Origin of the sequence: Microbacterium sp. 67-17, assembly GCF_001898325.1 — a bacterium.
Lineage (GTDB): Bacteria > Actinomycetota > Actinomycetes > Actinomycetales > Microbacteriaceae > Microbacterium > Microbacterium schleiferi.
The window spans coordinates 258,037-283,661 of the sequence record NZ_MKTR01000014.1 but is presented as its reverse complement, the minus strand read 5'-3'; the positions used below and the strand labels follow the sequence as shown (position 1 = coordinate 283,661).

The window sequence follows — 25,625 nt, the reverse complement described above, 5'->3', positions numbered from 1 at the left end:
GACGAGGCGGTGATACTCCCCGAGATCACCGCCGCCTAAACTAACGACAGCTGATCATCGCAACGAAGCGAAAGACCACCACTCAAACGGACGCGGCCGTCGATCTGCTCACCACTGTCAGCCAGGGCGGTGCTCGCCGACGGTGCCGGGTCGGCGCTGCACGCGGAGAGCAGAAGGGCTCCCGCAGCGACGACGGCGCCCGCTTGGGCGAGGCGGGCGGTGGACGGGAAGGGCATGGGACTCTCCTCGGGGGGTGTGGTTCGGGTGGGGTATGTCGTGCGGGACGAGCTGAATCGGGCACGGTGGCTTGCGCTGCGCCGTCTCGCATCGAGAATTACCTCGACGTCGACGGGTGACGGGCGAAGCGAGGCGAGCACGCGAAGCGCCGCCTCGACGGCGGGGATCGTCGCAGCCTCGACGAGAACCGTCGCGGTCGCGCGCCGAGTGAGTGCCGGAGTCAGTCCCCACACCCGCACGCCATCCGGAAGGTCGATACCCGCCAGAGCGCTCTCGGCGACGAAGGTCGTGCCGACGCGGTGGCGGGCGAGAGCTACAGCTGCCGCGGCATTCGAGACCTGCATGTCGTCCCCGGCCCGCGGACGCTCGAGTCGCTCGGCGAGCAGGTCACCCGGCGATCCGTCGCCGCGAATCCACATCTCGTCGGCCAACAGCGCGGGATCGATGCGCCCACCGACGGGAGCAAGGTTCGCGGTGCTCACCGCGACGATCTCTTCGGCGAACAGGAACGTCGAGCGCATCCCGCTGCGCCTGGTGATCGCGTGGCGCTCGCCGCTGACGGCAAGAGTGAGGGTGACCGCGATGTCAGCGCGGCCGTCCTGCACCAGAGCGAGGGCAGCCGCATTATCGGATGCCTCCACGAACGAAGCATCGATCTCGGGCTGCTGCGCGGCGAGGCGTCCGAGGGCCGGCGCGACGACCGTGCCTACCGCGTCGGCGGAGGCTGCGATCCGGACGAGATCAGCTCGACGCCCCAGCATCCTCGCCAGCTCCGTAGCTGCCGCCGTCAGGCTCGCGTCGATCCGGGGCGCGTGCTGAGCAAGCAGCGCACCGGTCGGGGTCAGGCGCGCAGCGCGCGCGGTGCGGACAACGAGTGCGACCCCGAGGCGAGCCTCGAGCCGCTGCACGTGCTGGGTGATCGTCGGCTGGGAGTATCCGAGCGATCGGGCGGCGGCGCTGATTGAGCCCGTCTGGTCGATCGCGACCAGGATGCGGAGGGAATGGACATCGAGTGCTCGAGTGAGCGCATCGATGTCGATGTCACCTCGTTGATCCATAGCGAGATGCTATCCATGGCCAGGTTTCGATGGTGTAACAATATGTTTCTGACGGCGCTCCTTGCGACGATGGCGCTGCTGCACACTCCCCGCGACGAAAGGCTCGTCATGACAACCACCGAGCAGTGGCGCGCGCACCGCGACGCCGCCGTCTGGTCGCCCGGCGGAATCGCCACGCTCGCGGCGACGCACTGGCTGGACCCGACACCACGCTCCTTCGAGGGCGTTCCGGGCGACTGGCACGCCGAGGACGGACGGGCCATCGGGTCAATTCAGTCTGGATTCGTCAACCTGGCGCCCGGCGAGCGCTGGGAATCCGGAGGCCTCGAACTTCGAGGTTTCGAGCGTGACGGCGCGGTGGCGCTGCGCGTCTACGACCCGTCGGCGCCCACGGCGCGAGGGATCTCACAGATCGAGCGCTGGTCCGTTGACGATCGGATGCGGCTCGTCGCGCGACTGGAGCTCACTCCACGCCGCGATGTGCCGACCCTCGCGGTTGACGGTTACCAGAGCACCGATGACTACGAGGGACTCCTGCACCTCGCGCTGCCAGACGGAGATGTGGCACTGTGCGTGCAACTGCTCGACGACGGCTCCCTGTTCGCCGCGTTCTCCGACGCGACCAGCGGAAACGAAAGCTACCGATTCCGGTTCCTGCGGATGCCGGCACCGGAACCGGACGGATCGGTCACCGTCGACTTCAATCGCGCCTATCTCCCGCCCTGCGCGTTCTCGGACGGCTACGTGTGCGTCTTTCCCCCACCCACCAACCGCTGGGACGTGCCGGTTCGTGCGGGCGAGCGCCTCGTCCGCTGAACCGAACCGCCCGCGTCATCAATCGATAATCCGATCCGGCGCCGAGAATCCGAGCGGGAGCCGTGCGCATCGGCGCCCGATCGGATTCTCGCGGGGAGGTTCGCTCTAGAGCAGGCGGCGGGCGGAAGCCCAGGCCGTCAGCTCGTACCGCGAGGACAGCTGGAGCTTGCGGAGCACGGCAGACACGTGGGTCTCGACGGTCTTCATCGAGATGAACAGCTCGGCTGCTACCTCCTTATAGGCGTAGCCTCGGGCGATGAGCCGCATGACTTCCTGCTCGCGGGCCGAGAGCCTGTCGAGCTCGTCGCTCGCTGCCGCAGTCTCACCCGAGACCGCGCCGAACGCGTCGAGCACGAAGCCCGCCAGGCGCGGCGAGAACACGGCATCCCCGTCGGCGACGGCGCGCACCGCGGCACTCACTTCGGCGACCGACGAACCCTTGGTGATGTAGCCGCGGGCGCCGGCACGGATGACGCGCACAACGTCTTCGGCCGCATCCGAGACGCTCAGAGCCAGGAATCGGGTCGACGGTGCGGCGGGGGCGGCTCGGCGGATGACGGCCTCGCCGCCCGTCGCCGCGGCGACCTCACCTGTCTCGCCCGGGAGGTGGACGTCCAGCAGCACGACCTCGGGCTGTTCCGCAGCGATCACCGCGACGGCTGACTCGACGTCCGACGCCTCGCCCACGACCTCGACACCCTCGAGCGTGGAGCGTAGCCCTGACCGGAAGATCGAATGATCATCGACGATCACGACGCGGATGCCGCTCATGCCGCCCCTCCCAGCCGCAGGTGCACCTCGGTGCCACCTCCCGCGCCGCGCCGCAGCGTCGCGGTACCGCCCGCGCGCCGCATCCGTCCGATGATCGATTCACGCACACCAAGACGATCTGCGGGCACCGTGTCGAGCTCGAAGCCGGGACCGCGGTCACGGACGAACACGTCGACGGATGCCGCGCTGCCCTCGATGTACACCGAGACCTCGCCGCCGGCGTGGCGGGCCGCGTTGAGGATCGCCTCGCGCGCCGCAGCCGCCATCTCGCCGCTGGCTCGCTCGGCCGAGGTCCCCGCGACGACGACGTCGATCCGCACCGGGTAGTCGATCTCGAGGGCTGCCGCGTAATCGCGCAGGTCGGTCGGCAGGTCGCTGTCGGCGGGTTCGTCGCCGTCGTAGAGCCAACCGCGCAGCTCGCGTTCCTGGGCGCGGGCGATACGAGCCACTTCGCTCGAGGCACCTGCCCGGTTCTGAATCAGCGCGAGAGTCTGCAGCACCGAGTCGTGCAGGTGCGCGGCCATTTCGCTGCGCTGCTCCTCGCGGATGCGGCGCACCCGCTCCCCCGACAACTCCCGCCACTTCTCGACGAACGTCGAGGAGTTGACCAACACGATCCCGCCGATGAGGGCGAGCGCGCCGATGAACGACACGACACCTCCCTGCTGCAGGGTCGTCAGTTGCACGATCAGAAGCGTGCCGAGCGCTGCGGATGCCGCGATCCGCACCCCCAGGGCGTGGCGCGGACCGCGTGCGGGATCGGATCCGTCGATGAGCGTTGCCCACAGCCCCGCAGTCACGGCGAGCAGGATTGCCGCGAGCATTGCCGTCCACCATTCCGGACGAGTGGCGTAGACGACGTCCCACCGGGAGATGGTCGCCGCGACACCGCACGCGATGATCACGGCACCCACCGACAGCGACGCGAGGATCCACGCGACCGGTGCCCGGCGCGAGGGTGCCTCGTCGCCCTCTCGCCAGGGTGTGAAGGCCCAGATCCAGACGTACAGCAGGATGCCTGCGCCCCATGCCACAGAAAGGACGATGAACAGCATCCGTACCGCGACCACGCTCCAGTCGAGGTGTTCGGCAACGGCGGCCGATGTGCCCGAGACAAGGCACTCGCGCGGGCGCTGCAGGGGCGGGCGCGCGGGCAAGGCGGGGGCCGACGACATGCCGCCATCCAATCACCCTGATGCCGAGATCGGGAGCCACGGACGCCGGAATCAGGGTGCGCTCAGGGGATCACCCCATCGCGGTGGGATCGACCCGTCCGCCACGATCGAACCATGAGCACTTCGACGGAACCTCCCGCGACCGATCCGGGTCCACCTCCCCCGCGACCGACGGGAGCACCCACCGGGGCGGACCGGTTCTTCGCCTGGGTGCGCGGGCTCGGCGTCGTGCGCGCCGATGGATGGCTCGGCGGAGTCTGCGCCGGAATCGCTGCCCGCATCCGTGTCGACGCTGCGATCGTGCGCGGCATTGTCGTCGTCGCCGCCGTGCTCGGGTTCCCGATGCTGCTGCTCTACGCGATCGCGTGGGCGCTGCTGCCCGATGTCGGTGGGCGCATCCATCTGCGGGAGGCCACGCGCGGGCGTTTCGACCCGGCGATGGTCGCGATCATCATCCTGCTGGTGGTCGGCTTCGTTCCGGTCGTGCCGTGGTTCGGGTGGATGGTGCCGGGATGGAACACCGGTCCGCTAGCCATCATCGGCTGGATCGTCGGCTCCGTGCTGGCGGTCGCGCTCGTCATCCTGGTGGTTCGGGCGAGCGCTCGGCCAGCGACAGGCAGTGGCGCCTCGCCGACCTCGGCATCCGAGGCGGCAAGCGAGGACATTCCTGCAACGGATGCCGTACCGACTGCGCCCCCGGCCGAACCGCTGCCTCCCGAGCGGGGCGCCGGCAACGCCGAGATCGCCGAGTGGCGCGCCCGCCACGACGCCTGGCGCGCCGAGAACGACGCGTGGCGGCGCTCGCAGAAGGATGCCGACCGCCTCGCCCGCGACCAGGCTCGGCGCGAGCGCGAGGCCGAGGCTGCAGCATTCGCAACCGCCGCGAACGAGAAGCGCCGCATCCGTCGACTGTCCCGTCCACGTGCCAGCGGCGCGTTCGTGGTGTCCGCGCTCGGAGTCGCTCTCGTCGCCGGAGCTGGAACCGCGATCTGGCACACAGCGATCACCTCGGTGAACGTCAAGACTGCGGGTGCGTACGGACTCTTTGTCGCAGCGCTCGTGCTCGCGGTGTCGATGATCGTCGCCGGGCTCATGCGTCGGCGTAGCGGCTTCCTGGCGTTTGCGACAGTGGTCGCACTGTTCGGCGGGACGGTGGCAGCCACGATTCCACCCATCGTGACGTATGCCTCCGAGTACCAGGCACGTTTTCACATCACCATCGAGAACTCGACGGAGCCTCAGGGAGTCATTTCGCAGGAGGACGGCGAGCTGTACCTCACCATTCAGCCGCTCCCCACGGAGCAACCGCCGCCGCTGCTTATCCGCAAGGGCGACGGCTACACGACCATCACGGTGGTCCCCGGCGTCGCGCTGGATCTCAACGCGTCCCTGGGGACCACCGAAGTCTGGTACGACCGCTGGGATGAGGGGAACCAGGAGCACGTGGGTCCCCAACGAGTGCCCACCGACGATAACGGCAGGCTGCAGATGGTTCTCGCCTACCCCCAGACCCCCGTACAGACCACACAGCGCGTCGTCCTCGACCAGGACAGCGGCCAGGTCTATCTCTCCTTCACGAATCTCGTTGGTGGCGACCCGCTCAGCGAGTCATCGCCCGAGCCGCTTCCCACCCTTTCTCCACTTCCCGCCCCGTAGGGCGCTGCCCCGACCCACTTCGAGGTGACCACGATGTCCACAGAGAACTCCACCCCCGCATCCCCCACCGAAAACGCCGACATCGACGACCGCGACGACACGATGACCCTCGAGGTCGTCGCGTCCGAGAAGCCACCGCTGTTCCGGGCCCCCGCGCCGGAGAAGCCTGAAGCACTCGCGTCGACGTCGGGCGACGCATCCGTCCCCCTCACGCCCCCGGCGGCAGAGGAACCCGCGGCGCCGGTGCGCGTTGCAGAGCTCACCCCCGCGCACCCCGGCGTCGAAGCTCCGCGAACACGCTGGGCAGCCGTTGTCTGGGGGTTGTTCTTCGCCGCCGTCGCCATCGGCGGCCTGTGGCTCCTGTCGGAGCCGTCGCGCCCGAGCGCCGCCGTCGAGTGGGCGGCAACGCTGGATGCCGCGACCGGCGTGGCGATTCTCATCCTGGGGCTCGGCGTGATCCTCCTCGTCACCGGAGCGGCCGGCCTCCTACGCCGCACCCAGCGCCGCCGCAGCCTCGACTGATCCTCACGGCTCGCCCGAATCCCACCTCGCGCACAGGAGCGACTCCCACAATGGACCTCATGCGCACGCTCCTGAACATCATCTGGCTCGTCCTGTCGGGGTTCTGGCTGTTCCTCGGCTACATGCTCGCGGGCGTCATCCTGTGCGTGCTGATCGTCACGATCCCGTGGGGCATCGCCTCGTTCCGGATCGGTTTCTACACGCTATGGCCGTTCGGGCGCGAGGTCGTCGACCACCCGCGCTCGGGGGTGTTCTCGTTCCTCGGCAACGTCGTGTGGGTCATCCTCGCCGGCTGGTGGCTGGCGATCGGTCACATCCTGTCGGGACTCGCGCTGTGCATCACGATCATCGGCATTCCGCTGGGGATCGCGAACTTCAAGCTCGTGCCGGTGTCGCTCATGCCGCTGGGCAAAGAGATCGTCGAGAAGCGTCGCGGCGGTCAGTTCGACCGAGCCGCCGACTCGTTCTCGCGCTGATATCAGCGGTATCCCCGTAGGACGTCAGCGGATACCGCACAGGCAGACGCCGCGACACGGCGCCGGGTCCCCCGGCAGTGCTGTCCACGGCTGCCATGCCGCCACTCTCCGCTCTCACGTCGCCGCTGCGAGAACCAACGGGTGACGGGCTCGGCGGGTCAGGACGATCTTCCCACAGCTGCCCGCCACGAATCGTCGCTCCGTTCGGGGCGGGCATGTGCCGCGGCTCAGCCGAGTGCTGCGACCCCGGCCGCGATCACGGATGCCCCGACGACGGCGAGTGAGATCGCGAGCACGACGACCCCGGCCCACAGCAGCGCCATGGCCTTGCCCGGCTTCTGCGGATCGCGACCGATCACCGCCAGGAAGAATCCTGCGGGAACCAGGATCGCCGAGGCGAGCACGCCGACCGCGGCCCACTCCCATCCGCCGGTCACGCCCGCCGACGCCTGCGCGAGCGCGCAGACGATTCCGAGGATGACGAGCACGCCGGCGTGCGCGTGGCCGGCGCGAAAGAACGTCTTCTGCAGACCGTTGAACGGATAACCGCCGGTCGTCGTGCGCAGCACGAAGGTGCCGCCGTAGGCAATGGTGATGACCGTCAGCAGGGTGGCGCCGACGACGATCGACAGGATCGGGGACATGGATGCTCCGCTTCGACTCTCCGCGCCGCCGGCGCGCATTGGATAGTTTCACTACCCAATATAGGATAGTGCCACTATCCAAGCAAGGAGCAGCGTGCGCATCTCTGAACTGTCTGAACACAGCGGCATCCCCGTCGCCTCGATCAAGTTCTACATCCGGGAAGGAATGCTCCCCCGCGGCACCGCGACCTCCGCAACCCGCGCGGATTACGGCGACGAGCACCTCGCGCGCCTGCGCGTCATCCAGGCCCTCAGCGACGTTCGGGCGCTGCCGCTCGCGCGGGTGAAGGAGATTCTGTCCCTCATCGATGCGCCCGACGAGACGCCGTACGCGACGCTCGGAAGGGCTGTGAGCGCCTTGCCGCCGTACGCCGACGAGACGAACACCGACCGCGCGCGCGAGACGATCGAGCGACTGGGGCTCACCTACGACGAACGTTTCGCCGCTGTCGGGCAACTCGAGGCGGCGATCCGCGGCATCGAAGCGGCGGGGCTCACCTGGGATGCCGAGACCGCCGCCCGCTACGCCGGCCCGCTCCTGCGGGTCGCGGCGGCCGAGCTGCTCCCGCTGGCAGAGCTCAGCGAGAGCGAGCAGGTCTCGTACGCCGTGCTCGGCACCGCGATGTACGAACCCGCCATCCTTGCCCTGCGTCGGCTCGCCCACCAGCATCTGCTCGCCACGCGAGCGACGGATGACGACATGTGACGTCACGGTCAGAAACACAGCAGCCGCACGTCAGGGGTGGCGGTTAGCGTGGGGTCCTCATCGCGGCGGACCGGATGGTTCCGGGCACCGGTTCATACCCGGTCGCGCAGCGGGTTCGACTCCCGCCGTCGCGTCGATCAGGGCTCACCGGCGCGTATCGTCGAGCCGTGCGCGCTATTTCACCGAGCCTCGATCCGCGTGTCGTAGCCGAGATCGACGCTCGCTTGTCAGCTGTGGCAGTCGAGCACGACGTGCGCATCCACTGGACGATCGAGAGCGGCAGCCGCGCGTGGGGCTTCCCTTCGCCTGACAGCGACGACGACTGTCGGTTCATTTTCGTGCGGTCCCCAGACCGCTACCTCTCGCTGTGGCCCGAGCGGGATGTCATCGAGACGCCTCTGGACGCGGTCTTCGATGTCAACGGTTGGGATCTGGCGAAAACTGTGCGACTGATCGCGAAAGGCAATGCCACCGCGATCGAATGGCTGCGGTCCCCGATCATCTACTCCGGCGACCCCGACTTTCGCGATCGGCTGTTGACGCCGGCGCTGGCCGTCGCGGAACGCGCCAGCGTCGGCCGCCACTGTCGACATGTCGCGCTTCAGCAGCGCTCGAGTGCGCCCTCGTTGAAGCGCTTCTTCTACGTTCTTCGCCCCGCCGCGGCGCTGCGCTGGCTCGCCGATCAGCATCCCCGACGCGCCGTCAGCCGTCTGTCGCTCATGAGCCCCGCTTCGATCGAACGTCCCATCGTCGCATGCTCGGACATCTCTCTCAGCCCGGTCGGTCGTGGTAGGCGGACCATCGGGTGCCACCCTCAGTCCTCGCGCGTCGCATCCGATGTGGCGGTCGTCTCCTCCCCAGGATTCTGAAACAAAGCCCTGTCCACAGCTGCTTTTCGAGTGATGGCGACGGGCCTGCCAATGTCGGAGGTTGGTGATGTAGTGAAGACATGAACATCCTCACGGCAATGCGCGAGCGGCTCGACCAGCTCGCTGTGTTCGCCGAGCTGGATGTCGAGCCCACGGGGCTGCCCGCTGGCGCAGCGGCACTGTCGGACGCGTCAGTGCTGGAGGTGCTGCGTCACGTCACGGCGATCGCCAACGATGCCGAGCGGCTGCAGTCCGTGATCGCCGGTGTCGCGGCAACCAGGTCCCGACGCGAACAGGGGCATTCGGGTTTGGCGGCGGGCCAGGGGCACGCGTCGCCTGCCGCGTTGATCCAGTCGATCACGGGCGGGAGCCGTGCTGACGCGCTGCGCCAGCTCCGCGTCGGGGCGGCCATGCTCGATGAGGGCGGGGCATCCGCGGCGCCGATGGACGCCGAGAGCGGCGACCCTGCTGGCGATGACAACGCGCTGTTGCTCGACGCGAATTTCCCGAGCGCTGCCGCCTCTGCACGAGAGCCGTGGCACGCGCCGCTGCGGGTGGCACTGCTCGAGGGCCGACTCACACCGGCCCAGCACGACGCGATCCGCGGCGGACTCGGGGAGCCCGAAGCCGAGGACATCGACCCGGCCTCGGCCGCTCTCGCTTGGTCGGTTGCGGCGGAAACACTCGTCGACGAGGCAGTCGAGGGAGCATCGGTCGAGGAGCTGCGAAGCCGGGCACGGCAGATGCGCGACATCCTCGACCCGACAGGGGCGGCGTGCCGGTTCCAGAACCGCTACGAGAAGCGCTCCATTCGGATGTGGATCGACCAGCACGGCCAGCATCACGGCCACATCGCGTTCGACGACGAGATGGCGCTGTTCGTGCGTTCGATGTTTGCGGCGGCACTCCGACCCCGGCGCGGCGGACCGCGCTTCGTCACGGATGCCGAACGTGCCGCAGCTGCGGACCTCATCGCCGACCCGCGCACCAACGAGCAGCTCGAGTACGACCTTCTCGTCGACGTGCTGCGTGCCGGCGCCGTGGCTGAGGCCGCCGACGTCTTCGGTGTTCGCCAGCCTGGAGTTCGCATGGTCATCGTCAAAGACCAGGCGGGCGCCCGCGACCCGCTCGGCCGGATGATCGCCACGGGCCACGCAGAGGATGGCGGAGACGCTTTTCCCGGGGCGATCATCGACCGCGCCCTGTGCCAGCACGGCTCCGTCGATGTCACGGTCGACAGCCGGGGCAACCCCCTCGACCTCGGACGCGAGCAACGCCTCTTCAGTGCGAAGCAGAAGCTTGCGCTCGCGATCCGCGACGGCGGCTGCGCCGGAATCGGATGCCCGGTGCCCGCCGCGTACTGCGAATCGCATCACATCGACCACGTCGCAGCGGGCGGCCGCACCGACATCGACCGCGGCATCCTGCTGTGCCGGTTCCACCACATGCAGCTGCACAACAACGGCTGGCGCATCGTCCGCGACGGGCTCGGCCCGTTCATCCTCGTTCCGCCGCCCGGGCACCGATCACCGGAGGGCACGGAGACACCGCCCCGAAGACTTCGCACGAAAGCGCCGTGGGCCTGGGCCTGGGATCCACCTCCACCGCCTGAACGCCCGCCCTGGCGTACCCCGTCTTCGCCACCTGCACAGCCCGGGGCGGCGCCGGCCGAGCCTGCTGTGTCCGGATCGCACTACAGCGCTGTTCCGCGACCGATCTGACGTGCCGAGGGTCGTCAGCGTGTCACAGCGTCGCGCCGCCAAGTCAACGCCAGGAACACGCCGATCAGCGCGATGACAGCACCGAAGCCCGCCGCGAACCACGGTATATCGGGCGGGATGTCGAGATAGGTCGTGATGCCGAGGATCCGCGCGAGACCCCACGGCAGCAACCCCATCTCGTCATTCCACAGCGTCAGCGCCGACTCGAGACCGACGAGCCCGATCACCGCCGCGGGAACCGCCAGCCCGGCCCCGACACCGGCGAGCACGATGCCCGTCGCGCGGCGGGCGCCGAACTGGCTCGAGAGCGCCCACCCCGCCGCGACGAACAGCCACACGAACAGCGCGAACGCGATCGTGATGTAGATCGAGCGGCGAAGCGGATCGGTCCAGAAGGCGAACCAGTATCCGCCCGGCCCCGTGAACGAGAGCGCGAGCAGGGTCAGGATGCTGCGCAACACCAGCACACCACCGACGGCCGCGATCACCGGCCACGGCGAGCGCTCGCGCACGAAGAGGCGCACGACGATGAGGAATACCAGCCATGCACCGAGCACGACGACCAGGTGGGTCCACGACAGGAACGAGGTCTGCACGGCGCGAGTCGCCACGAGCAGACCGCCCGGCACGATGATCAGCAACCACCGGTCAAGCGGCAGCATCCCGAGCGTCGATTCTCGTGCCCGCCACGGCCTTGTCGCTGCAAGCCACGCAGCCCGCGCCGCCGCGGCACCTGGCCGGCCGACAAGTCGCGTCCGCGCCGCCAGCATCCCGATGACGACCCACGCCACCGCGAGCACCAGCAGGATGCGGGCAAGCCACGCCATCGCCGGGTCACGGTCCGCGCGCTCGACACCGAGCTGGGCGGCGGTGAGGTTATATGCCGGGTAGTCGACATCGCCGGTGTAGGTGGCTGTGTGCTCGGCCGCGAGCGCAACGAACGCATCCCTGTCGCTCTGCCACGCGGCATACGCGTCGGCCGCGAGAGTGTCGTGCCACTGCGCCTGATGCAGGATCATCGCCCGGTACGACGAGAGCAGGTGCAGCACATCCGCCTCGTACGCGAGAGTGCCGACAAACGCCTCGCGCATCGCGGGGTCGCGCCAGGTGGAAGCATCCGTCCCCGAAACCAACGCCTGCATCTCATCAACTGCGGCGGCCGCCCGCTCACCACCCGCGATCGCCTCGTCGATCTGGTCGCGCGAGACCTCGTAGATGACATCGAGAACAGCAGAATCACCGGTGAGGATGTCCCACTCGAAGATCCACATCATCGGCGGCGGTTCGAGCCCGATCGCGAAGACCCGCTGCTCGGCAAACGGCTCGATGTACAGGCCCTGCGTGATCGCCTCCCGAGAGAGCGCCATCGCCTCGGCGATCGCCGACACGGTGGCGGGGTCGTCGCTGAACCACTCGCGCGCCCATCCCGCGGTCACCGCCGCGACGTCGGCATCCGGATCCCGCGCCAACACTCCCGCAAGCTGCGTGTTCAGCTCGTAGAGCTGCCAGAAGCCGGTCTTCAGGTACAGGGTCATCGGGCCGGCCCGCCACGGCCCGCCGTCCTGCGTCCAGACCCAGACACCCTCGATGTTCGGGTTCTCGGCGAGCAGGGTCTGCAGCGCGTACTGATACTCGGGGCCGAGATCATTCGGAAAAGCCCCGAAGTTCTCGAACTCGCGCCTGCTCTGGAACTCGATGATGCGGCGCTGATCACCCTGCGCGAGCGTGTCATTCAGAGGCAACCAGCTATAGAAGTCGCCGAGCGTGTACTTCGTCGACACGATCAGCGCCGGCGAGTCGATGCCCGCCAGCACCTCGTCGTACGACTCCACATTCGTGTGCATGTCACCGACGGCGCCTACCCCGACGCTCCACGATCGGAAGATCACCTCACGATCGGATGCCTCGGCCTGCCCCGTGAACGCCTCGAGCATCGCCTGTACCTGGGGCGCCTCGGTCACGGCCAGCTTCGAGGACACGTCCCAGCCGTCGACGTCGTAGACCTCACCCGCTTCGCCGATGCGGATCAGGATGCCATCCAGCGCCGGCGCCGCGGCGTAGAGCTCATCGAGACCCGTCGTGTAGACATCCCAGAGCTCCGGATTGGCAGTGTCGAGCGATCCGAACCGTCCCACAAGGTACTGCTCGAGCGGTGTCGTGAGGGCGAGCATGTCGGTCCGCAAGAAGACGTCCATGCCCAGTTCGTCGGCCCGATCCCAGAACGGCGTGAACGCCTTGCGCAGGGCCAGAGCGCGCGCCGTGTGATCGTCGCCCTCGGCATACGCACCGTCGACGCCGTCGAACGTCACGTACTCGACAAATCCCGGAAAGGCCACGGCCGTGTATCCATCGGCGAGCACATGCCGCAAGAAAGCGTCGAACTCGTCGTACGCTTCGGCGAGCGCATCCTCGTCGATGTAGGGAGCCTCGGGCAGAATCACGTCTTCGAAGGCCCGGGATGCGTGAGAGTAGTCGGTCCCGACGGCCCAGGCCTCGGCGTCCGGAACCACCCCAACAGCCCCGAGGTCGACCATCCGGAACGGCAGACGAGAGCTCACCTCGACGCCCACGTCCACGACCGCCGGCTCTCCGGCACGGATGCGGGCCGCGATGTCGTAGAGGCCCCGAACCGCGCCCGCCTCCCCCGCGGCCACGATCGTGAGCGCTGCCGCGTCTCGCTCGAGGCGATAGGACTCGTCATCCGGGTCATCGCCCGCGCTGACCGTCAGGGTCGCGTCAGCACCTGTGCTCGGCGCATCGGTCACGGCATCGAACAGCTCGTCGAGCGCAGCCTCGTAGCGCGGTCCGCTGGGCGCATCAACGCTCGTGAACTGCGGCGGCACGACGACATCCACAGCGGGGGCAACGGCCGGCGGCTGCGGCTGCATCTGCGCAGCGGCTTCGGTCCGGATGCCCAGGGCGTCGGTCACGACCACGGCAACGCCAGCGCCGAGGGCAAGCAGAACGACTGCCGTGGCACCAGCGAGGATGCTGCGCCGCACCGCCGAACCCATTCCCTCACGCTACTGGGAATTCGGGTCAGGCGATGCGCGTGCCCGGCGGCAGCGTGCGCGACGGCGTCCTGGTGCGCGCCCCGCCCCACCACAGCAGCGCCCCCGCGAGCACGAGCTGCACGGCGAGGCCCACGAACCAGCTCGGCGTCGTCTGGTTGTAGATCTCCTCGGGCGTGGGCGTCGGCTGCGGCATCCGCGCGCAGTCGTCCCAGGTCACGGTGTCCTGCGGCGGGATCTGGGCACTGCGGACGAGGTACGAGAAGTTTCCGAAGAGGTCTTCGGGGTACCCGCTCGTGTCGAAGCGTGCCGGTGTGGCGTCAGCAAGGATGACGAACGGGTTCGCCGAGAGAATCCACCACACGGTGTCGAACCTCGGCACCTCGTACGTGGTGCTCTCCCAGGGGCCGCACTCGGGCGGGTTCGAGGTCGTGCCGGTCTCGTCGTCGTAGATGTAGCTGCGGTACGACTGCGTGACGTCGGTGCGGATCGCCGCGCCACCGAGCGTGAACGCGATCGGCGTGCCGATGACGAGGGCCGCCACCACCAGGTAGGTCACGGCTACGGAGAACAGCGGACGGGCAACGATGCCGCTGAGACCCACACCGATCGCGGCAATGATCGCGATCTCCACGATCAGCACCACGAGAGAGACCAGCACGACGAGCGGGTCGACTCCGCCGCTGACGGCGGCAACGAGCATGAACGGCACCGCGATCACGGCGAATGAGAGACCCGTGAGCCACGCCGCCAGGAACTTCGCGAGCACGATCTCGGCCGTCGTGGCGAGCGTCACCTGCACGGGCGCAAGGTTTGCGGCATCCCGGTCGCCGTTGATCGCGTTTCCCGACAGGGTCGGCGAGACGAGAACGGCCAGCAGCAGCACCACGAAGACGACCACGGAGTAGACACCGGCGCCCGCGCCAGCACCTCCCGCGTATGAGAACGAGAGCAAAGACAGGGCAGTCACCACGACGAGAATCGCGGCGAACACGCCGAGCATCACGTACCAGGCGACGCTGCGCACCCGCTGGGTCAGGTCGAGACGGACGAGCGTCCACAGGCGGGTCCCGCTCATGCTCCCTCACCTCCACGCAGGTCGAGGAAGGTCTGTTCCAAATCACCGACGGCGGGGGCGAACTCCGTCAGCGGGATGCCGCGCTCGACGAGTCGGCGCAGCGCCCCGGCGGCATCCTCGTCTGTCGCGAGCGGGATCAGCACGTCCGAACGGTCGACTCGAACTGCCTCGATCGGCCACTCAAGCGCTGCGGCAACGGATGCTGCGGCATCCGTCGGCTGCCCCAGCAGTCGGATGCGCCAGTCGCGCGTGCGTCGTGCCGCGATCGCTGCGCCCGAGTCGACGGAACTCCCCTCGAGAAGGAACACCGCATCGTCGATGACCTCCTCGAGTTCGGCGAGCACGTGGCTGGACACCAGCACGGTGCGTCCCTCGGCGGCGAATCGGCGCAGCAGGTGTCGAAGCTCGACGCGGGCAGCCGGGTCGAGCCCTGATGCGGGCTCGTCGAGCAGCAGCACGCGGGGGTCGTGCACCAGCGCGCGGGCAAGCCCGAGACGCTGCTTCTGTCCACGCGAGAGCACGCGGGCAGGAGCCTTGGCGAGCGCGGTCAGGTCGACGAGTTCGAGAAGCTCGTCGGCGCGGGCTCTCGCGGCATCCTTCGGAAGATCGTGCAGCCGACCGGTGACGATGAGTGTCTCTCGGGCAGAGAGCGCCCCCCACGTGCCGAGCGAGTCCGGCATCCATCCCAGCAGGGCACGGGCCGCGTGCGGCCTTTCGATCGGATCGACGTCACCGATGCGGATCGTTCCGGCATCCGGGGTAAGCAGCGAGGCGAGCATGAGAAAGAGCGTCGTCTTGCCCGACCCGTTGGGGCCGACAAGCCCCGTAACCGCGCCGGCGCGCGCATGCAGTGAGACATCGCGAACCGCCTCGACCTTGCCGAACGAGCGACGCAGACCGGTCGCGACAATGCCTGTTGCAGCGGCGCCGGGTGGATCAGAGGCGGCATCCATGGTGCCACCCTATGCGAGGACGGCGGCTTCTCGCGGCCCCTCCGGCGGAGGTCGTCACGCCGTCGCATCCACGGGAGAAATCGCTGGCGGCAGGGTGAGCCGCGCGCACGTTCCACCCGTCGAGGCGGGTTCGAGTTCGATCGAAACGCCGTTCGCGTCTGCCAGATTGCGGGCAATCGACAGGCCGAGGCCGACACCCGGTAGCGCCTGCTGGCGGGCGAAGTCCGTGCGATAGAACCGATCAAAGGCGCGGCGACGCTCCGTGTCGCTCATCCCGACGCCAGAGTCCGTGAGTTCGATCGTCGGGCAGTCCCCCTCACGTCGTGTCTCCACGGAAACGGTTGCGCCTCGGGGGGAACAGAGCACCGCGTTGCGCAGGAGTTCCTCGACGATGCCCCCGAGGCTTCGGGCGTCTACGCTCGTCGTTTCGGCGCCGTGATCGGTGAAGACCACGCTCACCCCGGATTCTTGGGCAAGGCCCGACTGGCGCTCGATCACATCCCCGACCGCCAGGGCCACGCTTGTCGTGTGCGAGAGCGCCCGCACCGAGTGCCGGTAAGCCGAGAGCAAGTGTTCGACGGTGGTGAACAGGCGCTGTGCGGCCGAATCCACCCGTTCGAGGCGGGCTGCCACCCGGGGAGAGACCTCCTCGGTCTGCGCCAGTTCCGTCTCTCCCATGAGCACGGTCAGCGGGGTCCGCAGTTCGTGGTTCACGGCATCCAGGAAGCGATCGCGCACCTCGATCGCCTCCACGAGGTCGGTGACGTCGTGGGCGATGAGGACAGTGCCCAGGGGCTCACCGCCCCGGAAGATCGGCCTGGCCGAATAGCTCACCGCGACCTGGTCGGTGTCGCCGAGCCACGCGATGCGGCCCCGCACCTCGCCGCTGCGGGCGAGTGCCGTCACGGTCTGTGGCGAGGGGAACAGCGGCGTCCTTCGATCTGCGGAGTAGATCTTTCGACCGGCCAGCGCGGGTTCTCCGGTCAAGTCGATTCCGGCCAGTCGGGCCAGGCGACGGGCGGCGTCGTTCGCCGTGAGGACGCTCCCATCAGGGCCGAAGACCAGAACGGCGTCTTCGGTGGCCTCGGAAACTGCCTGCAGGATGGCCGAAAGTCGCTCCCTCGCCTCGGCTGCTGCCTCCGAGGAAGCAAGGGCGGCCTCACGGTTGGCGACCTCCCGTCGAAGTTGATGACCGGTCCCGAACGCCGAGAGTGCGATGAGGGCAGCGAAGGTGAGAAACACACCGAACGCAATCCACTCGGGCGCAGAATCGGGCACCCGGCCCGCACCGATCGCCGGCATCAGGGGAATGGCCCCCGCAAGCACGATACCGACCACGACCGCCGGCAGCGAGAACGCGGCGCCGAGCCAGACGAGGGGGAAGACCATCATGAAGCCGATGCCGTCGACCACGTCGACGGCTTCGTTCCGAATCAGGGGGATCCCCACGAGCGCCGCGAGCGGAACCAACGCAATCCACGCCGTATGGGTGCGGGGCCGCGACCGGGCCAGGATGCCGATGGCGATAGCACCGGCGAGGATGAAGCCGAACCCGGCGAAGGCCGCCGGGGTGAGCGCACTGTCGCCGTAGATCTGGGCGGTGACCATGACCCCGACCGTGGCGGCGAGCAACGCAAACTGCGTCCACGGCTGGATCTGGAGCGAGAGCAGAATGCGCTCCGCAGACGCAGATTCCGCGCGCACGCCGGGATCTGTGGGTTGCAGACCCCGTTCACCGCGCTGCACAGGTCCATCCACCTCAGGTCACCCCTGCCACAAAGATTCGCTTACCCGGCGCCGTCTGTCAAGCATTGGACAGGGGGTCGTTGGCTTCGAGCAGACCCGCGGGAGTCCTGGAGCGAGCACGCCGGGCCAGCTCGGGATTGCCCTCGCACGCGCCAGAGCGAGCGGCGCCGCGATCACGGCCATGGCGGGGCCGAGGCCCCCGCGCATCGCTCGTGGCGTCTACACCCTCACCGACGGCCTAGACGCCGAAGACCTCGACGCCAAGGTCGGCGTGGTCGACGAAAACGCCGTCGAGACCGGCCCTCTGCAGCACCGCCCACTCGCCTCGCCAATCGCCGTACTCCGCGAGAGTGCCCGTCTGATACTCGGGAAGAAGAAACGCGTTCTCGGGCCGACACGTCCACGTGAAGACGGCGAGCCCCCGTGCATGCGCCCGGTCGACCAGCGGCGCCGGACCGGTTGCGCGGCCCTCGGCATCCGGGGCAAGGATGATCATCTTGTCGGGGCTGATCCCGTCGACCTCGGTGGCGAGGATGTCCAGTCCGTCGGGCGTCATCCAGTCGGCGTAGGTTCGCGCGGTCGGGTCAGAGAGTTGATCGGCAGGGATGCCGTCGGCGTCGATCAAGAACACCAGCTCAGCGCTCGTGCCCCGCTCGCGCAGGTGGCGAAGGATGGCCAGTTCGAACGACTCGATGACCACGCGGCGTTCGTTCCACCCGCTCGCTGCCAGCTCGGACTCGACAAGGCGCGCCATATCGTGACCGAGCGACGCGAAGTAGGCGGCGTGCTTGATCTCGATGACGGGGATGACCTCACGCCCACCCGCGCGATGGTCATCCAGCAGCGCGAGCAGGTCCCGAAGCCGCAGCGGCGGTTCCTGGTCGTCGAAGGCAGCACTCCCCGGGCGGATGCCCGGAATCCGCTCCCGGCAGCGGAGGGTCGCGAGCTCATCCCAGGTGAAGTCCTCGGCAAACCACCCCGAGTGGTCGAGCCCGTCGATCCGCTTGATCGTGCGCCGGCCGGCGAACTCGGGACGGTCTGCGACATCCGTCGTGGTTGACAGTTCGTTCTCATGACGGATGACGAGAACCCCGTCCCGGGAGACGACGAGGTCGGGCTCGACGGCGTCCACCCCCATCTGGATCGCGAGCTCGTACGAGCTGCGCGTGTGTTCGGGACGGTAGCCGGGCGCACCGCGGTGGCCGATGATGAGGGGCCTGCTCACGCGCTCAGGCTAGCCGTTCATGGCGGCTTCACAGCGGCCACGGGTCATTCAGGTGCCCCCGTCCGATAGCCTTGATCAACAGCAGACGGCTGTTTTTCACGAACTTTGGAGTGTGAACTCGTGGCGGCTGGAAACAACCCCGCATTCAACAACCCCGCGTTCCAGGAGCAGGGCGCGGGCCGCGCTTTCCCGACGAGCGGCCAGACCGGCTCCGGGGCGCAGACGAAGTACGCGCCCCCGGCTGCAGCAACGGACGCCGCGGTCAACGCCCAGCTGGAGGGTGCCTACGCAGCGCCGTCGGCCGGCGCGATCGAGACCGGGCGGATGACTGTCGAAGACACCGTCATCAAGACGATCGGCCTGTTCGCGATCCTGCTGGTGACGGCTGTCGCTGGGTGGCTGTGGACGATGGCCCCGGTTACCGCGGCGAACCCGAGCCCGACGATGGCGCCGTGGATCATTGGTGCACTCGGCGGATTCGTGCTTGCGATGGTCGTGATCTTCACGTCACGTAAGAAGATCCGCCCGGCTCTCATCTGGGGCTACGCGGCCTTCGAGGGCCTGTTCATCGGCGCGATCTCGGCCTTCTTCGAGTTCATCTGGCCCGGCATCGTCATCCAGGCAACGCTCGCGACCGTCGCTGTCGTCGGCGTCACCCTGGCCCTGTTCGCAAGCGGCAAGGTGCGCGCCTCCAAGAAGGCGACGAAGGTCTTCATGATCGCGATGATCGGTTACCTCGTCTTCTCGCTCATCAACGTCATGCTGATGATCTTCAATGTCCCGATCGCCGGTGGCGCATTCGGTCTGCTGAGTCAGCAGGTCTTCGGAATCCCACTCGGACTGATCATCGGTGTCTTCGTGGTCATAATGGCGGCGTACTCGCTGGTGCTCGACTTCGACTCGATCCAGCAGGGTGTGCGTAACGGCGCCCCCCGCCAGTACGCCTGGCTCGGCGCCTTCGGCATCATGGTCACTGTCGTGTGGCTGTACGTCGAGATCCTGCGAATCCTCGCGATCCTGCGCGGCAGCAACTGACGCACCGATCTACAGAAGGGCCGCCCACTCCTCGGAGTCGGGCGGCCCTTCCGCATTCGTCGCACCGCCCGCGCCCCGCATCCGGCGCGCGCCTGACCCCTCACCCCTGTCGCAACGGCGCATCCGCTACCCGACACGCCGTGCGCACACCCAAGACGCCCGGCGCGTCGGACATCCTGTGCGCCGTTGCGACTCGAGCATCCGGCGGCGCTAGGGGTCAGCTGCTGACGGGGTCGACCAGGGCAGTGCGAACCGCGTCGCCGAGGGCGCGCATGGATGCCGCGGCATCCATCGCCGCCGCAGCTGCTCGTCCCGAGGCTGAAAGCTCCGAACGGAGGCCACGGTCCGAGAGCACGTCGATGAGCGCCGCGGCGAGGGCGTCGATGTCGCCATCGCTGACGAGCACCCCTCCACCGTACGCGAGGGTGTCGCGGGGCCCGTAGGGCATGTCGTAGGCGACCACGGGAACGCCGGCCGCCAGCGCCTCCAGAATCACGAGAGGCTGCCCCTCGTTCGTGCTCGCGAGCACGAGAACGTCGGCGGATGCCCAGGCCTGCGTCGCCGGATCGGCGACGTGACCAAGCCACTCGACAGCATCGGCGACGCCCAGCTCCGTCGCCAGAGCGCGCAGCTGCGCACCCGACCCGCCGTCACCGTACACGCACAGGTGCGCGGCGGGGACCGCGGCACGTATCGCGGGAAGCGCCCGCAGCACGTGATCGACGCGTTTGCGAGGAATGAGCGAGTTCAGGATGACGATGCGGCCGGCAACGGGATCGCTCGGCGCCGACACGACCGGCGCAGGATGCGGCACGACGAACGACCGCAGTCGGCCGCCGAACCGACGCTCGACGTCGTCGCGCTGCGAAGGCGTGAGCCACAACACGCCGTCAAACCGGTCTGCGATCTCGAACCACCGCTGCCATGCGGCATCCATCGGCGAGTCCCACTGGAACGGGGAGAGGACATGACAGGCGTGCGTCGTATGCAGCACACGGATGCCGGCATCCAGCGCAGGTCCGCCAGACGCGACCAGCGTCTCGCCGATCTGCCGCGCCTCGCACAGCACGATAACCGGGGCGCGCTCCGCGCCGCCATCCGCCGATTCGGCTGCGACAGCGTTCAGCCAGGCGCGGTAGAGGCCACCGAACCCCGGCAGCCACCCAATCACGTCTCCGTCGCCGTCGTAGATACGAACCGGAGCGTCAGTCAGATGCCACGCGGCATCGCCGCTCACCACCGGCACGTCGAGCACCGCCGCGCCCGAGCCGTCGGTGATGACCCGCGTCGGCCACGGGGAGGACGGCACCGGCCCCGGAATCGCCGAGCGCCGCAACCACGACGGATCCGAGCGCGCGTCATCGAACAGATTCCGAAGACTCCCCTCACTGCCAAGGAGACCACGCCGCACCCACTCGGCTCGATGAGTGTCGTGGTCGGCGGTTTCCCCCGGATCGACCGTCAGGAGCGTGATCTCCGCGCCCGCGGCCGCCATATCGAGCGCCCGCCGGAGCACCGAGATCGTGAACCCACCGTCGCGATCGGGAACGAGCCGCGACGCAAGGACGAGGTAGCGCGCCCCGGGCAACGCACCCCCAGCGGTGGGAGCTACTCCCACTCGCCCGCTCCCGCGGTCATGTGCCACACAGCACCATCGCCCGAGTATGAGCGCCGCTCCACGTCACTCCCACTCGCCCGCCACGCGGTCGAGCGACACACAACACCATCGCCCGAGTATGAGCGCCGCTCCACGTCACTCCCACTCGATAGTCCCCGGGGGCTTGGAGGTGACATCGAGCACGACACGGTTGACCTCACGCACCTCGTTCGTGATGCGGTTCGAGATCCGCGAGAGCACGTCGTACGGCAGCCGGGTCCAGTCGGCGGTCATCGCGTCTTCACTCGAGACGGGGCGCAGCACGATCGGATGCCCGTACGTGCGCCCATCGCCCTGAACGCCGACCGACCGCACGTCGGCGAGGAGGACGACCGGGCACTGCCAGATCTCGCCGTCCAGCCCCGCCTTGGTCAACTCTTCGCGGGCGATGGCGTCGGCATCACGCAGGATCTCGAGGCGGTCAGCGGTGACCTCACCCACGATGCGGATGCCAAGACCGGGCCCCGGAAAGGGCTGGCGGCCCACGATGACCTCGGGAAGCCCCAGCTCACGCCCGATGGCGCGCACCTCGTCTTTGAAGAGGGTGCGAAGCGGCTCGACGAGCTCGAACTGCAGGTCCTCGGGAAGCCCGCCGACGTTGTGGTGGCTCTTGATGTTCGCGGTGCCTGTGCCACCACCGGACTCGACGACATCCGGGTACAGGGTGCCCTGCACGAGGAAGCGGATGGGCTCGCCGTCGGCCTTGGCCTCGTCGACGAGTTCGCGCTGCACCCGCTCGAAGGCGCGGATGAACTCGCGGCCGATGATCTTACGCTTCTCTTCGGGATCGCTGACACCGGCCAACGCCGTGAGGAACGTTTCCCGCGCGTCGACGGTCACGAGCCGTACGCCGGTCGAGGCGACGTAGTCCTGCTCGACCTGTTCGCGCTCACCCTTGCGCAGGAGCCCGTGATCGACGAAGACGGCAACGAGCTGGTCACCGACCGCCTTGTGCACGAGAGCCGTCGAGACGGCGGAGTCGACGCCTCCCGACAGCGCCGAAAGCACGCGACCCGAGCCGACCTGCGCGCGGATGCGATCGACCTGCTCGGCGATGACGTTACCGCTGTTCCAGTCCGCGGGAAGGCCCGCAGCCTTGTGCAGGAAGTTTTCGATGATGCGCTGCCCGTGGTCGGAGTGCTTGACCTCGGGATGCCACTGCACGCCGTACATGCGACGGTCGTCGTTCCCGAACGCAGCGACCGGGGTGGCATCGGTGCGGGCGAGCACCTCGAACCCGGCGGGCGCCTCGGACACCTGGTCGCCGTGGCTCATCCAGACGTTCTGCTCGGCGGGCTGGCCCTCGAACAGCACGTTCTCGTCCTGGATGATGCTGGCATCCGTCGCCCCGTACTCACGTAGGCCGGTGTTCGCAACGACACCGCCGAGCGCCTGGGCCATGACCTGGAAGCCGTAGCAAATCCCCAGGGTCGGCACGCCCAGGTCGAACACGCCCGGGTCGAGGGTTGGTGCGCCCGGCTCATATACCGATGACGGCCCGCCCGAGAGGATGATGCCGATCGGGTCCTTCGCGGCGATCTCTTGCGCGGTCGCGGTGTGCGGGACCAGCTCGCTGTACACGCCTGCTTCGCGCACGCGACGGGCGATGAGCTGGGCGTACTGCGCGCCGAAGTCGACGACGAGGACGGGTCGCTGCGAGGTCTCGGTCTGTTCTGTCACCGGATGCTTTCGGTCGGCGCCCCTGGGATCCAGGAGCGTGGGTCAGGAAACTGTGGGGTTCTGGCGGGTCAGCGTCGAGTGCTCGGCCAGGTTGTGGCTCTCGGACTCGCGTGCAGCAAGGTACGCCTTGACCTCGCGCGCGACCCGGGCCTCCATGAAGAACGACAGGAGCGGGACGATCCCGCCCAGCGCGAGGGCGATGAACCGGCCGAACCGCCACCGCATGAGGCTCCAGATGCGGAAGCACGCGAAGAGGTACACGACATAGAACCAGCCGTGGCCGACGAGGATCGACAGCGACACGTTGACACCATCGCCCGCCGACTCGAGATCGCAGCCGAGCCCGCCCGGAACGAAGAGCGAATACCACTCGCATCCGGGGCCGACCAGCACCGGCGCAAACCAGAGGAAGCCTCCGGAGCCGCCGGCGAACAGCTCGACGTGCAGCGGCGAGTACTTGAGGATCATCTCGGCCAGCAGCAGAAGCAGCATGACACCGGTGATGATCGAAGCGACCTGGTAGAAGGTCAGGGCTCCGCGAATGGCCGGAAAAGACGACGGTTTCGGCTCGCGGGGCATGGGCCCATTCTAGTCGCCGGTCGCGCCGGCGCTTCCCGAGCCGGATGCCGCAGCGGCGGCATCCTCGAGTTCTTCGACTTCCTTCTCCCACGCGTCCTTGGCGAGGCGGTACCAGAAGTAGAACGCGAACCCGGCGAAGACCACCCACTCGGCCGCGTAGAAGATGTTGAGCCAGTTCACCGTGGACCCGCCATCCGGCGCGGGTGAAGCGATGTCCACGAGGCCCGCCGGCGCTGACTGCGAGGCGATGTAGCTGCGGTAGACGTCAAGACCTGCGGTGTCATGCCACTGGGCAAGCAGGGCAGCGGGAGACATCCGCGTCATCGTGAAGGGCGGCTCGCCGCGCGGCGGCGGCACCGGCCCCTCATCGGAGATCAACCGGCCGACGATCGTCACGGGCTCTCCCGCGACAGCGGTCTGCTCAAGGGACTCGGCCGCGGACTCGGCGTCGGTGAGCGTCGGCGCCCAGCCGACGGCTACGGCCACGGATGTCGGTGCCGCCTTATCGGCGATACGCAGCTGACCCGTAACCCAGAACCCTTCGACGCCATCATTGAAACGCGACGAAACGATGAGGAAATCCTCGGGAACCCACGCGCCCGTGACCTCGACGCGCTGGCCGACGAGCGGCTCGGAAAGGTACTCTCCCGGCGCTGCGATCTCGGCGAGCGGCCTGACCTCCTCGGTGGCGCCGGGTGGGAGCGGATCGGTGTCGATCGCGCGCCCCAGCTGCCACTGCCCGAGCCACGCGAACACTCCCGCGACGACGAGCGCGAGCAGCAGGACGCCGATCCAGCGGGGTCGGAGCATGACCTCCCGCAGGGTCGGGGGAAAGACTGTCTGGTCTGTCATCCGCCCGTATACGGCGCGACGACGACCTCGACGCGCTGGAACTCCTTGAGGTCGGAGTAGCCGGTCGTTGCCATCGACTTCTTCAGCGCCCCGATGAGGTTCGCGGTTCCGTCAGCCACCGGAGCCGGCCCGTAGAGCACGGACTCGAGGTTCGTCACCTGGTCGACCTTCACCCGACGTCCGCGCGGAAGCTTGGAGTGATGAGCCTCCGGGCCCCAGTGGTATCCGCGGCCCGGCGCGTCGGTCGCCCGCGAGAGCGCAACGCCGAGCATGACGGCATCCGCGCCCATGGCGAGCGCCTTGACGATGTCACCGGAGGTGCCCACACCGCCGTCGGCGATGACGTGGACGTAGCGCCCGCCCGACTCGTCGAGGTAGTCGCGGCGCGCGCCGGCGACGTCGGCGACTGCCGTGGCCATGGGTGCATGGATGCCGAGCACGCCGCGCGTCGTCGAGGCCGCACCGCCGCCGAAGCCGACGAGCACACCCGCCGCGCCCGTACGCATGAGGTGCAGGGCTGCCGTGTAGGTCGCGGCGCCACCGACGATGACGGGGACGTCGAGGTCGTAGATGAACTTCTTGAGGTTGAGGGGCTCGTCGACGCTCGAGACATGCTCGGCCGACACCGTCGTGCCACGGATGACGAACAGATCCACGCCGGCCGCGACGACGGTCTCGTACAACTGCTGCGTGCGCTGCGGAGTCAGGGCGCCGGCCACCGTGACGCCGGCGTCACGGATCTGCTGCAGGCGCTCACGGATGAGTTCGGGCTTGATCGGCTCGGAGTACAGCTCCTGCATCCGGCACGTGGCCGTCGCCTCATCGAGCGAGGCGATCTCGGCCAGCAGCGGCTCGGGGTCGTCATACCGGGTCCACAGTCCCTCGAGGTCGAGGACGCCGAGTCCACCGAGCTGGCCGAGCATGATCGCGGTCCGGGGGCTCACGACCGAGTCCATCGGAGCGCCGAGCACGGGGATGTCGAACTGGAACGCATCGATCGACCAGGCAGTCGAGACATCCTCGGGATTGCGGGTGCGGCGCGAGGGGACGACGGCGATGTCGTCGAACGAGTACGCGCGGCGAGCGCGCTTGGCGCGGCCGATCTCGATCTCCATGGTCACGCGCCCCAGCCTACCGGTGGCGCGGACTCATGCATCC

The 25,625-nt window shown here is 68.4% G+C and carries 22 protein-coding genes and 1 tRNA gene; 9 read left to right on the top strand and 14 right to left on the bottom strand.

Annotated features, from left to right (window positions below):
* Window positions 1-35: 35 nt before the first annotated feature.
* Window positions 36-1,295, bottom strand: a complete 1,260-nt coding sequence (locus BGO47_RS07110) for a LysR family transcriptional regulator (RefSeq protein ID WP_292709936.1) — start codon at window positions 1,293-1,295, stop codon at window positions 36-38.
* Between the two features lie 42 nt (window positions 1,296-1,337).
* Between BGO47_RS07110 and BGO47_RS07105 the strand changes: the two genes are divergently transcribed.
* Entirely contained in the window at window positions 1,338-2,111 is a 774-nt protein-coding gene (locus BGO47_RS07105) for a DUF1684 domain-containing protein (protein ID WP_292709934.1), read from the top strand.
* 105 nt (window positions 2,112-2,216) lie between these two features.
* On the opposite strand, the gene BGO47_RS07100 is transcribed toward BGO47_RS07105, so the two are convergent.
* Window positions 2,217-2,882: a response regulator transcription factor gene (locus tag BGO47_RS07100; protein ID WP_292709933.1), complete on the bottom strand. Its 666-nt coding sequence runs from the start codon at window positions 2,880-2,882 to the stop codon at window positions 2,217-2,219.
* Window positions 2,879-4,057 carry an ATP-binding protein gene (locus BGO47_RS07095; protein ID WP_292709932.1) on the bottom strand — a complete coding sequence of 393 codons (1,179 nt, stop codon included), beginning with the start codon at window positions 4,055-4,057 and terminating at the stop codon, window positions 2,879-2,881. The genes BGO47_RS07100 and BGO47_RS07095 overlap by 4 nt, the downstream gene beginning before the upstream one ends.
* 114 nt (window positions 4,058-4,171) lie before the next feature.
* Here BGO47_RS07095 and BGO47_RS07090 point away from each other — a divergent pair, with 114 nt between their 5' ends.
* From BGO47_RS07090 to BGO47_RS07080, 3 genes are read left to right on the top strand one after another with little or no spacing between them, the layout of a single operon-like run.
* Window positions 4,172-5,713, top strand: coding sequence for a PspC domain-containing protein (locus BGO47_RS07090; RefSeq protein WP_292709930.1), 1,542 nt, complete (start codon window positions 4,172-4,174; stop codon window positions 5,711-5,713).
* A gap of 33 nt (window positions 5,714-5,746) precedes the next feature.
* On the top strand, window positions 5,747-6,235 hold the full coding sequence (locus tag BGO47_RS07085) for a hypothetical protein (protein WP_292709928.1): 489 nt from the start codon (window positions 5,747-5,749) through the stop codon (window positions 6,233-6,235).
* Window positions 6,236-6,294: 59 nt separating this feature from the next.
* Window positions 6,295-6,711, top strand: coding sequence for a YccF domain-containing protein (locus tag BGO47_RS07080; protein WP_292709926.1), 417 nt, complete (start codon window positions 6,295-6,297; stop codon window positions 6,709-6,711).
* A 227-nt stretch (window positions 6,712-6,938) separates the two neighbouring features.
* Here BGO47_RS07080 and BGO47_RS07075 read toward each other — a convergent pair whose 3' ends face one another.
* Window positions 6,939-7,355, bottom strand: a complete 417-nt coding sequence (locus BGO47_RS07075; RefSeq protein ID WP_292709924.1) for a hypothetical protein — start codon at window positions 7,353-7,355, stop codon at window positions 6,939-6,941.
* Between the two features lie 94 nt (window positions 7,356-7,449).
* Between BGO47_RS07075 and BGO47_RS07070 the strand changes: the two genes are divergently transcribed.
* From BGO47_RS07070 to BGO47_RS07055, 4 genes are all read left to right on the top strand, one after another.
* Window positions 7,450-8,061, top strand: coding sequence for a MerR family transcriptional regulator (locus BGO47_RS07070; protein ID WP_292709922.1), 612 nt, complete (start codon window positions 7,450-7,452; stop codon window positions 8,059-8,061).
* A gap of 61 nt (window positions 8,062-8,122) precedes the next feature.
* Window positions 8,123-8,195 (top strand) — tRNA-Met (locus tag BGO47_RS07065).
* 33 nt (window positions 8,196-8,228) lie between these two features.
* Window positions 8,229-8,930 (top strand): nucleotidyltransferase domain-containing protein, encoded by a 702-nt coding sequence (locus BGO47_RS07060; protein WP_292709920.1) that lies wholly within the window; start codon window positions 8,229-8,231, stop codon window positions 8,928-8,930.
* Window positions 8,931-9,010: 80 nt separating this feature from the next.
* Window positions 9,011-10,651 (top strand): HNH endonuclease signature motif containing protein, encoded by a 1,641-nt coding sequence (locus tag BGO47_RS07055; protein ID WP_292709918.1) that lies wholly within the window; start codon window positions 9,011-9,013, stop codon window positions 10,649-10,651.
* 14 nt (window positions 10,652-10,665) lie between these two features.
* Here BGO47_RS07055 and BGO47_RS07050 read toward each other — a convergent pair whose 3' ends face one another.
* The 5 genes from BGO47_RS07050 to BGO47_RS07030 all read right to left on the bottom strand — a co-directional run bounded on the left by BGO47_RS07050 (window position 10,666) and on the right by BGO47_RS07030 (window position 18,664).
* Entirely contained in the window at window positions 10,666-13,665 is a 3,000-nt protein-coding gene (locus BGO47_RS07050) for a hypothetical protein (RefSeq protein ID WP_292709915.1), read from the bottom strand.
* Between the two features lie 25 nt (window positions 13,666-13,690).
* Entirely contained in the window at window positions 13,691-14,740 is a 1,050-nt protein-coding gene (locus tag BGO47_RS07045; RefSeq protein ID WP_292709913.1) for an ABC transporter permease, read from the bottom strand.
* Entirely contained in the window at window positions 14,737-15,693 is a 957-nt protein-coding gene (locus tag BGO47_RS07040; protein WP_292709911.1) for an ABC transporter ATP-binding protein, read from the bottom strand. Before BGO47_RS07040 ends, BGO47_RS07045 begins: the two co-directional genes overlap by 4 nt.
* A 54-nt stretch (window positions 15,694-15,747) precedes the next feature.
* Window positions 15,748-17,451, bottom strand: coding sequence for a PAS domain-containing sensor histidine kinase (locus BGO47_RS07035; RefSeq protein WP_292709909.1), 1,704 nt, complete (start codon window positions 17,449-17,451; stop codon window positions 15,748-15,750).
* Window positions 17,452-17,677: 226 nt separating this feature from the next.
* The gene (locus BGO47_RS07030; protein ID WP_292709907.1) at window positions 17,678-18,664 is read right to left on the bottom strand and encodes a glycerophosphodiester phosphodiesterase family protein; all 987 of its coding nucleotides are present in this window, start codon (window positions 18,662-18,664) and stop codon (window positions 17,678-17,680) included.
* A 120-nt stretch (window positions 18,665-18,784) separates the two neighbouring features.
* Between BGO47_RS07030 and BGO47_RS07025 the strand changes: the two genes are divergently transcribed.
* The gene (locus BGO47_RS07025) at window positions 18,785-19,699 is read left to right on the top strand and encodes a Bax inhibitor-1/YccA family protein (RefSeq protein WP_292709904.1); all 915 of its coding nucleotides are present in this window, start codon (window positions 18,785-18,787) and stop codon (window positions 19,697-19,699) included.
* 217 nt (window positions 19,700-19,916) lie between these two features.
* Here the strand turns inward: BGO47_RS07025 and BGO47_RS07020 are convergent, their stop codons facing one another.
* The 5 genes from BGO47_RS07020 to BGO47_RS07000 all read right to left on the bottom strand — a co-directional run bounded on the left by BGO47_RS07020 (window position 19,917) and on the right by BGO47_RS07000 (window position 25,582).
* The gene (locus tag BGO47_RS07020; RefSeq protein WP_292709902.1) at window positions 19,917-21,317 is read right to left on the bottom strand and encodes a glycosyltransferase family 4 protein; all 1,401 of its coding nucleotides are present in this window, start codon (window positions 21,315-21,317) and stop codon (window positions 19,917-19,919) included.
* Window positions 21,318-21,452: 135 nt separating this feature from the next.
* Entirely contained in the window at window positions 21,453-23,036 is a 1,584-nt protein-coding gene (gene guaA / locus BGO47_RS07015) for a glutamine-hydrolyzing GMP synthase (protein ID WP_292709900.1), read from the bottom strand.
* Window positions 23,037-23,078: 42 nt separating this feature from the next.
* Window positions 23,079-23,615 (bottom strand): DUF3817 domain-containing protein, encoded by a 537-nt coding sequence (locus tag BGO47_RS07010; RefSeq protein ID WP_292709898.1) that lies wholly within the window; start codon window positions 23,613-23,615, stop codon window positions 23,079-23,081.
* A gap of 9 nt (window positions 23,616-23,624) precedes the next feature.
* Window positions 23,625-24,467, bottom strand: a complete 843-nt coding sequence (locus BGO47_RS07005) for an SURF1 family cytochrome oxidase biogenesis protein (RefSeq protein WP_292709896.1) — start codon at window positions 24,465-24,467, stop codon at window positions 23,625-23,627.
* Window positions 24,464-25,582 carry a GuaB3 family IMP dehydrogenase-related protein gene (locus tag BGO47_RS07000; protein ID WP_292709954.1) on the bottom strand — a complete coding sequence of 373 codons (1,119 nt, stop codon included), beginning with the start codon at window positions 25,580-25,582 and terminating at the stop codon, window positions 24,464-24,466. Before BGO47_RS07000 ends, BGO47_RS07005 begins: the two co-directional genes overlap by 4 nt.
* Between the last annotated feature and the right edge of the window lie 43 nt (window positions 25,583-25,625).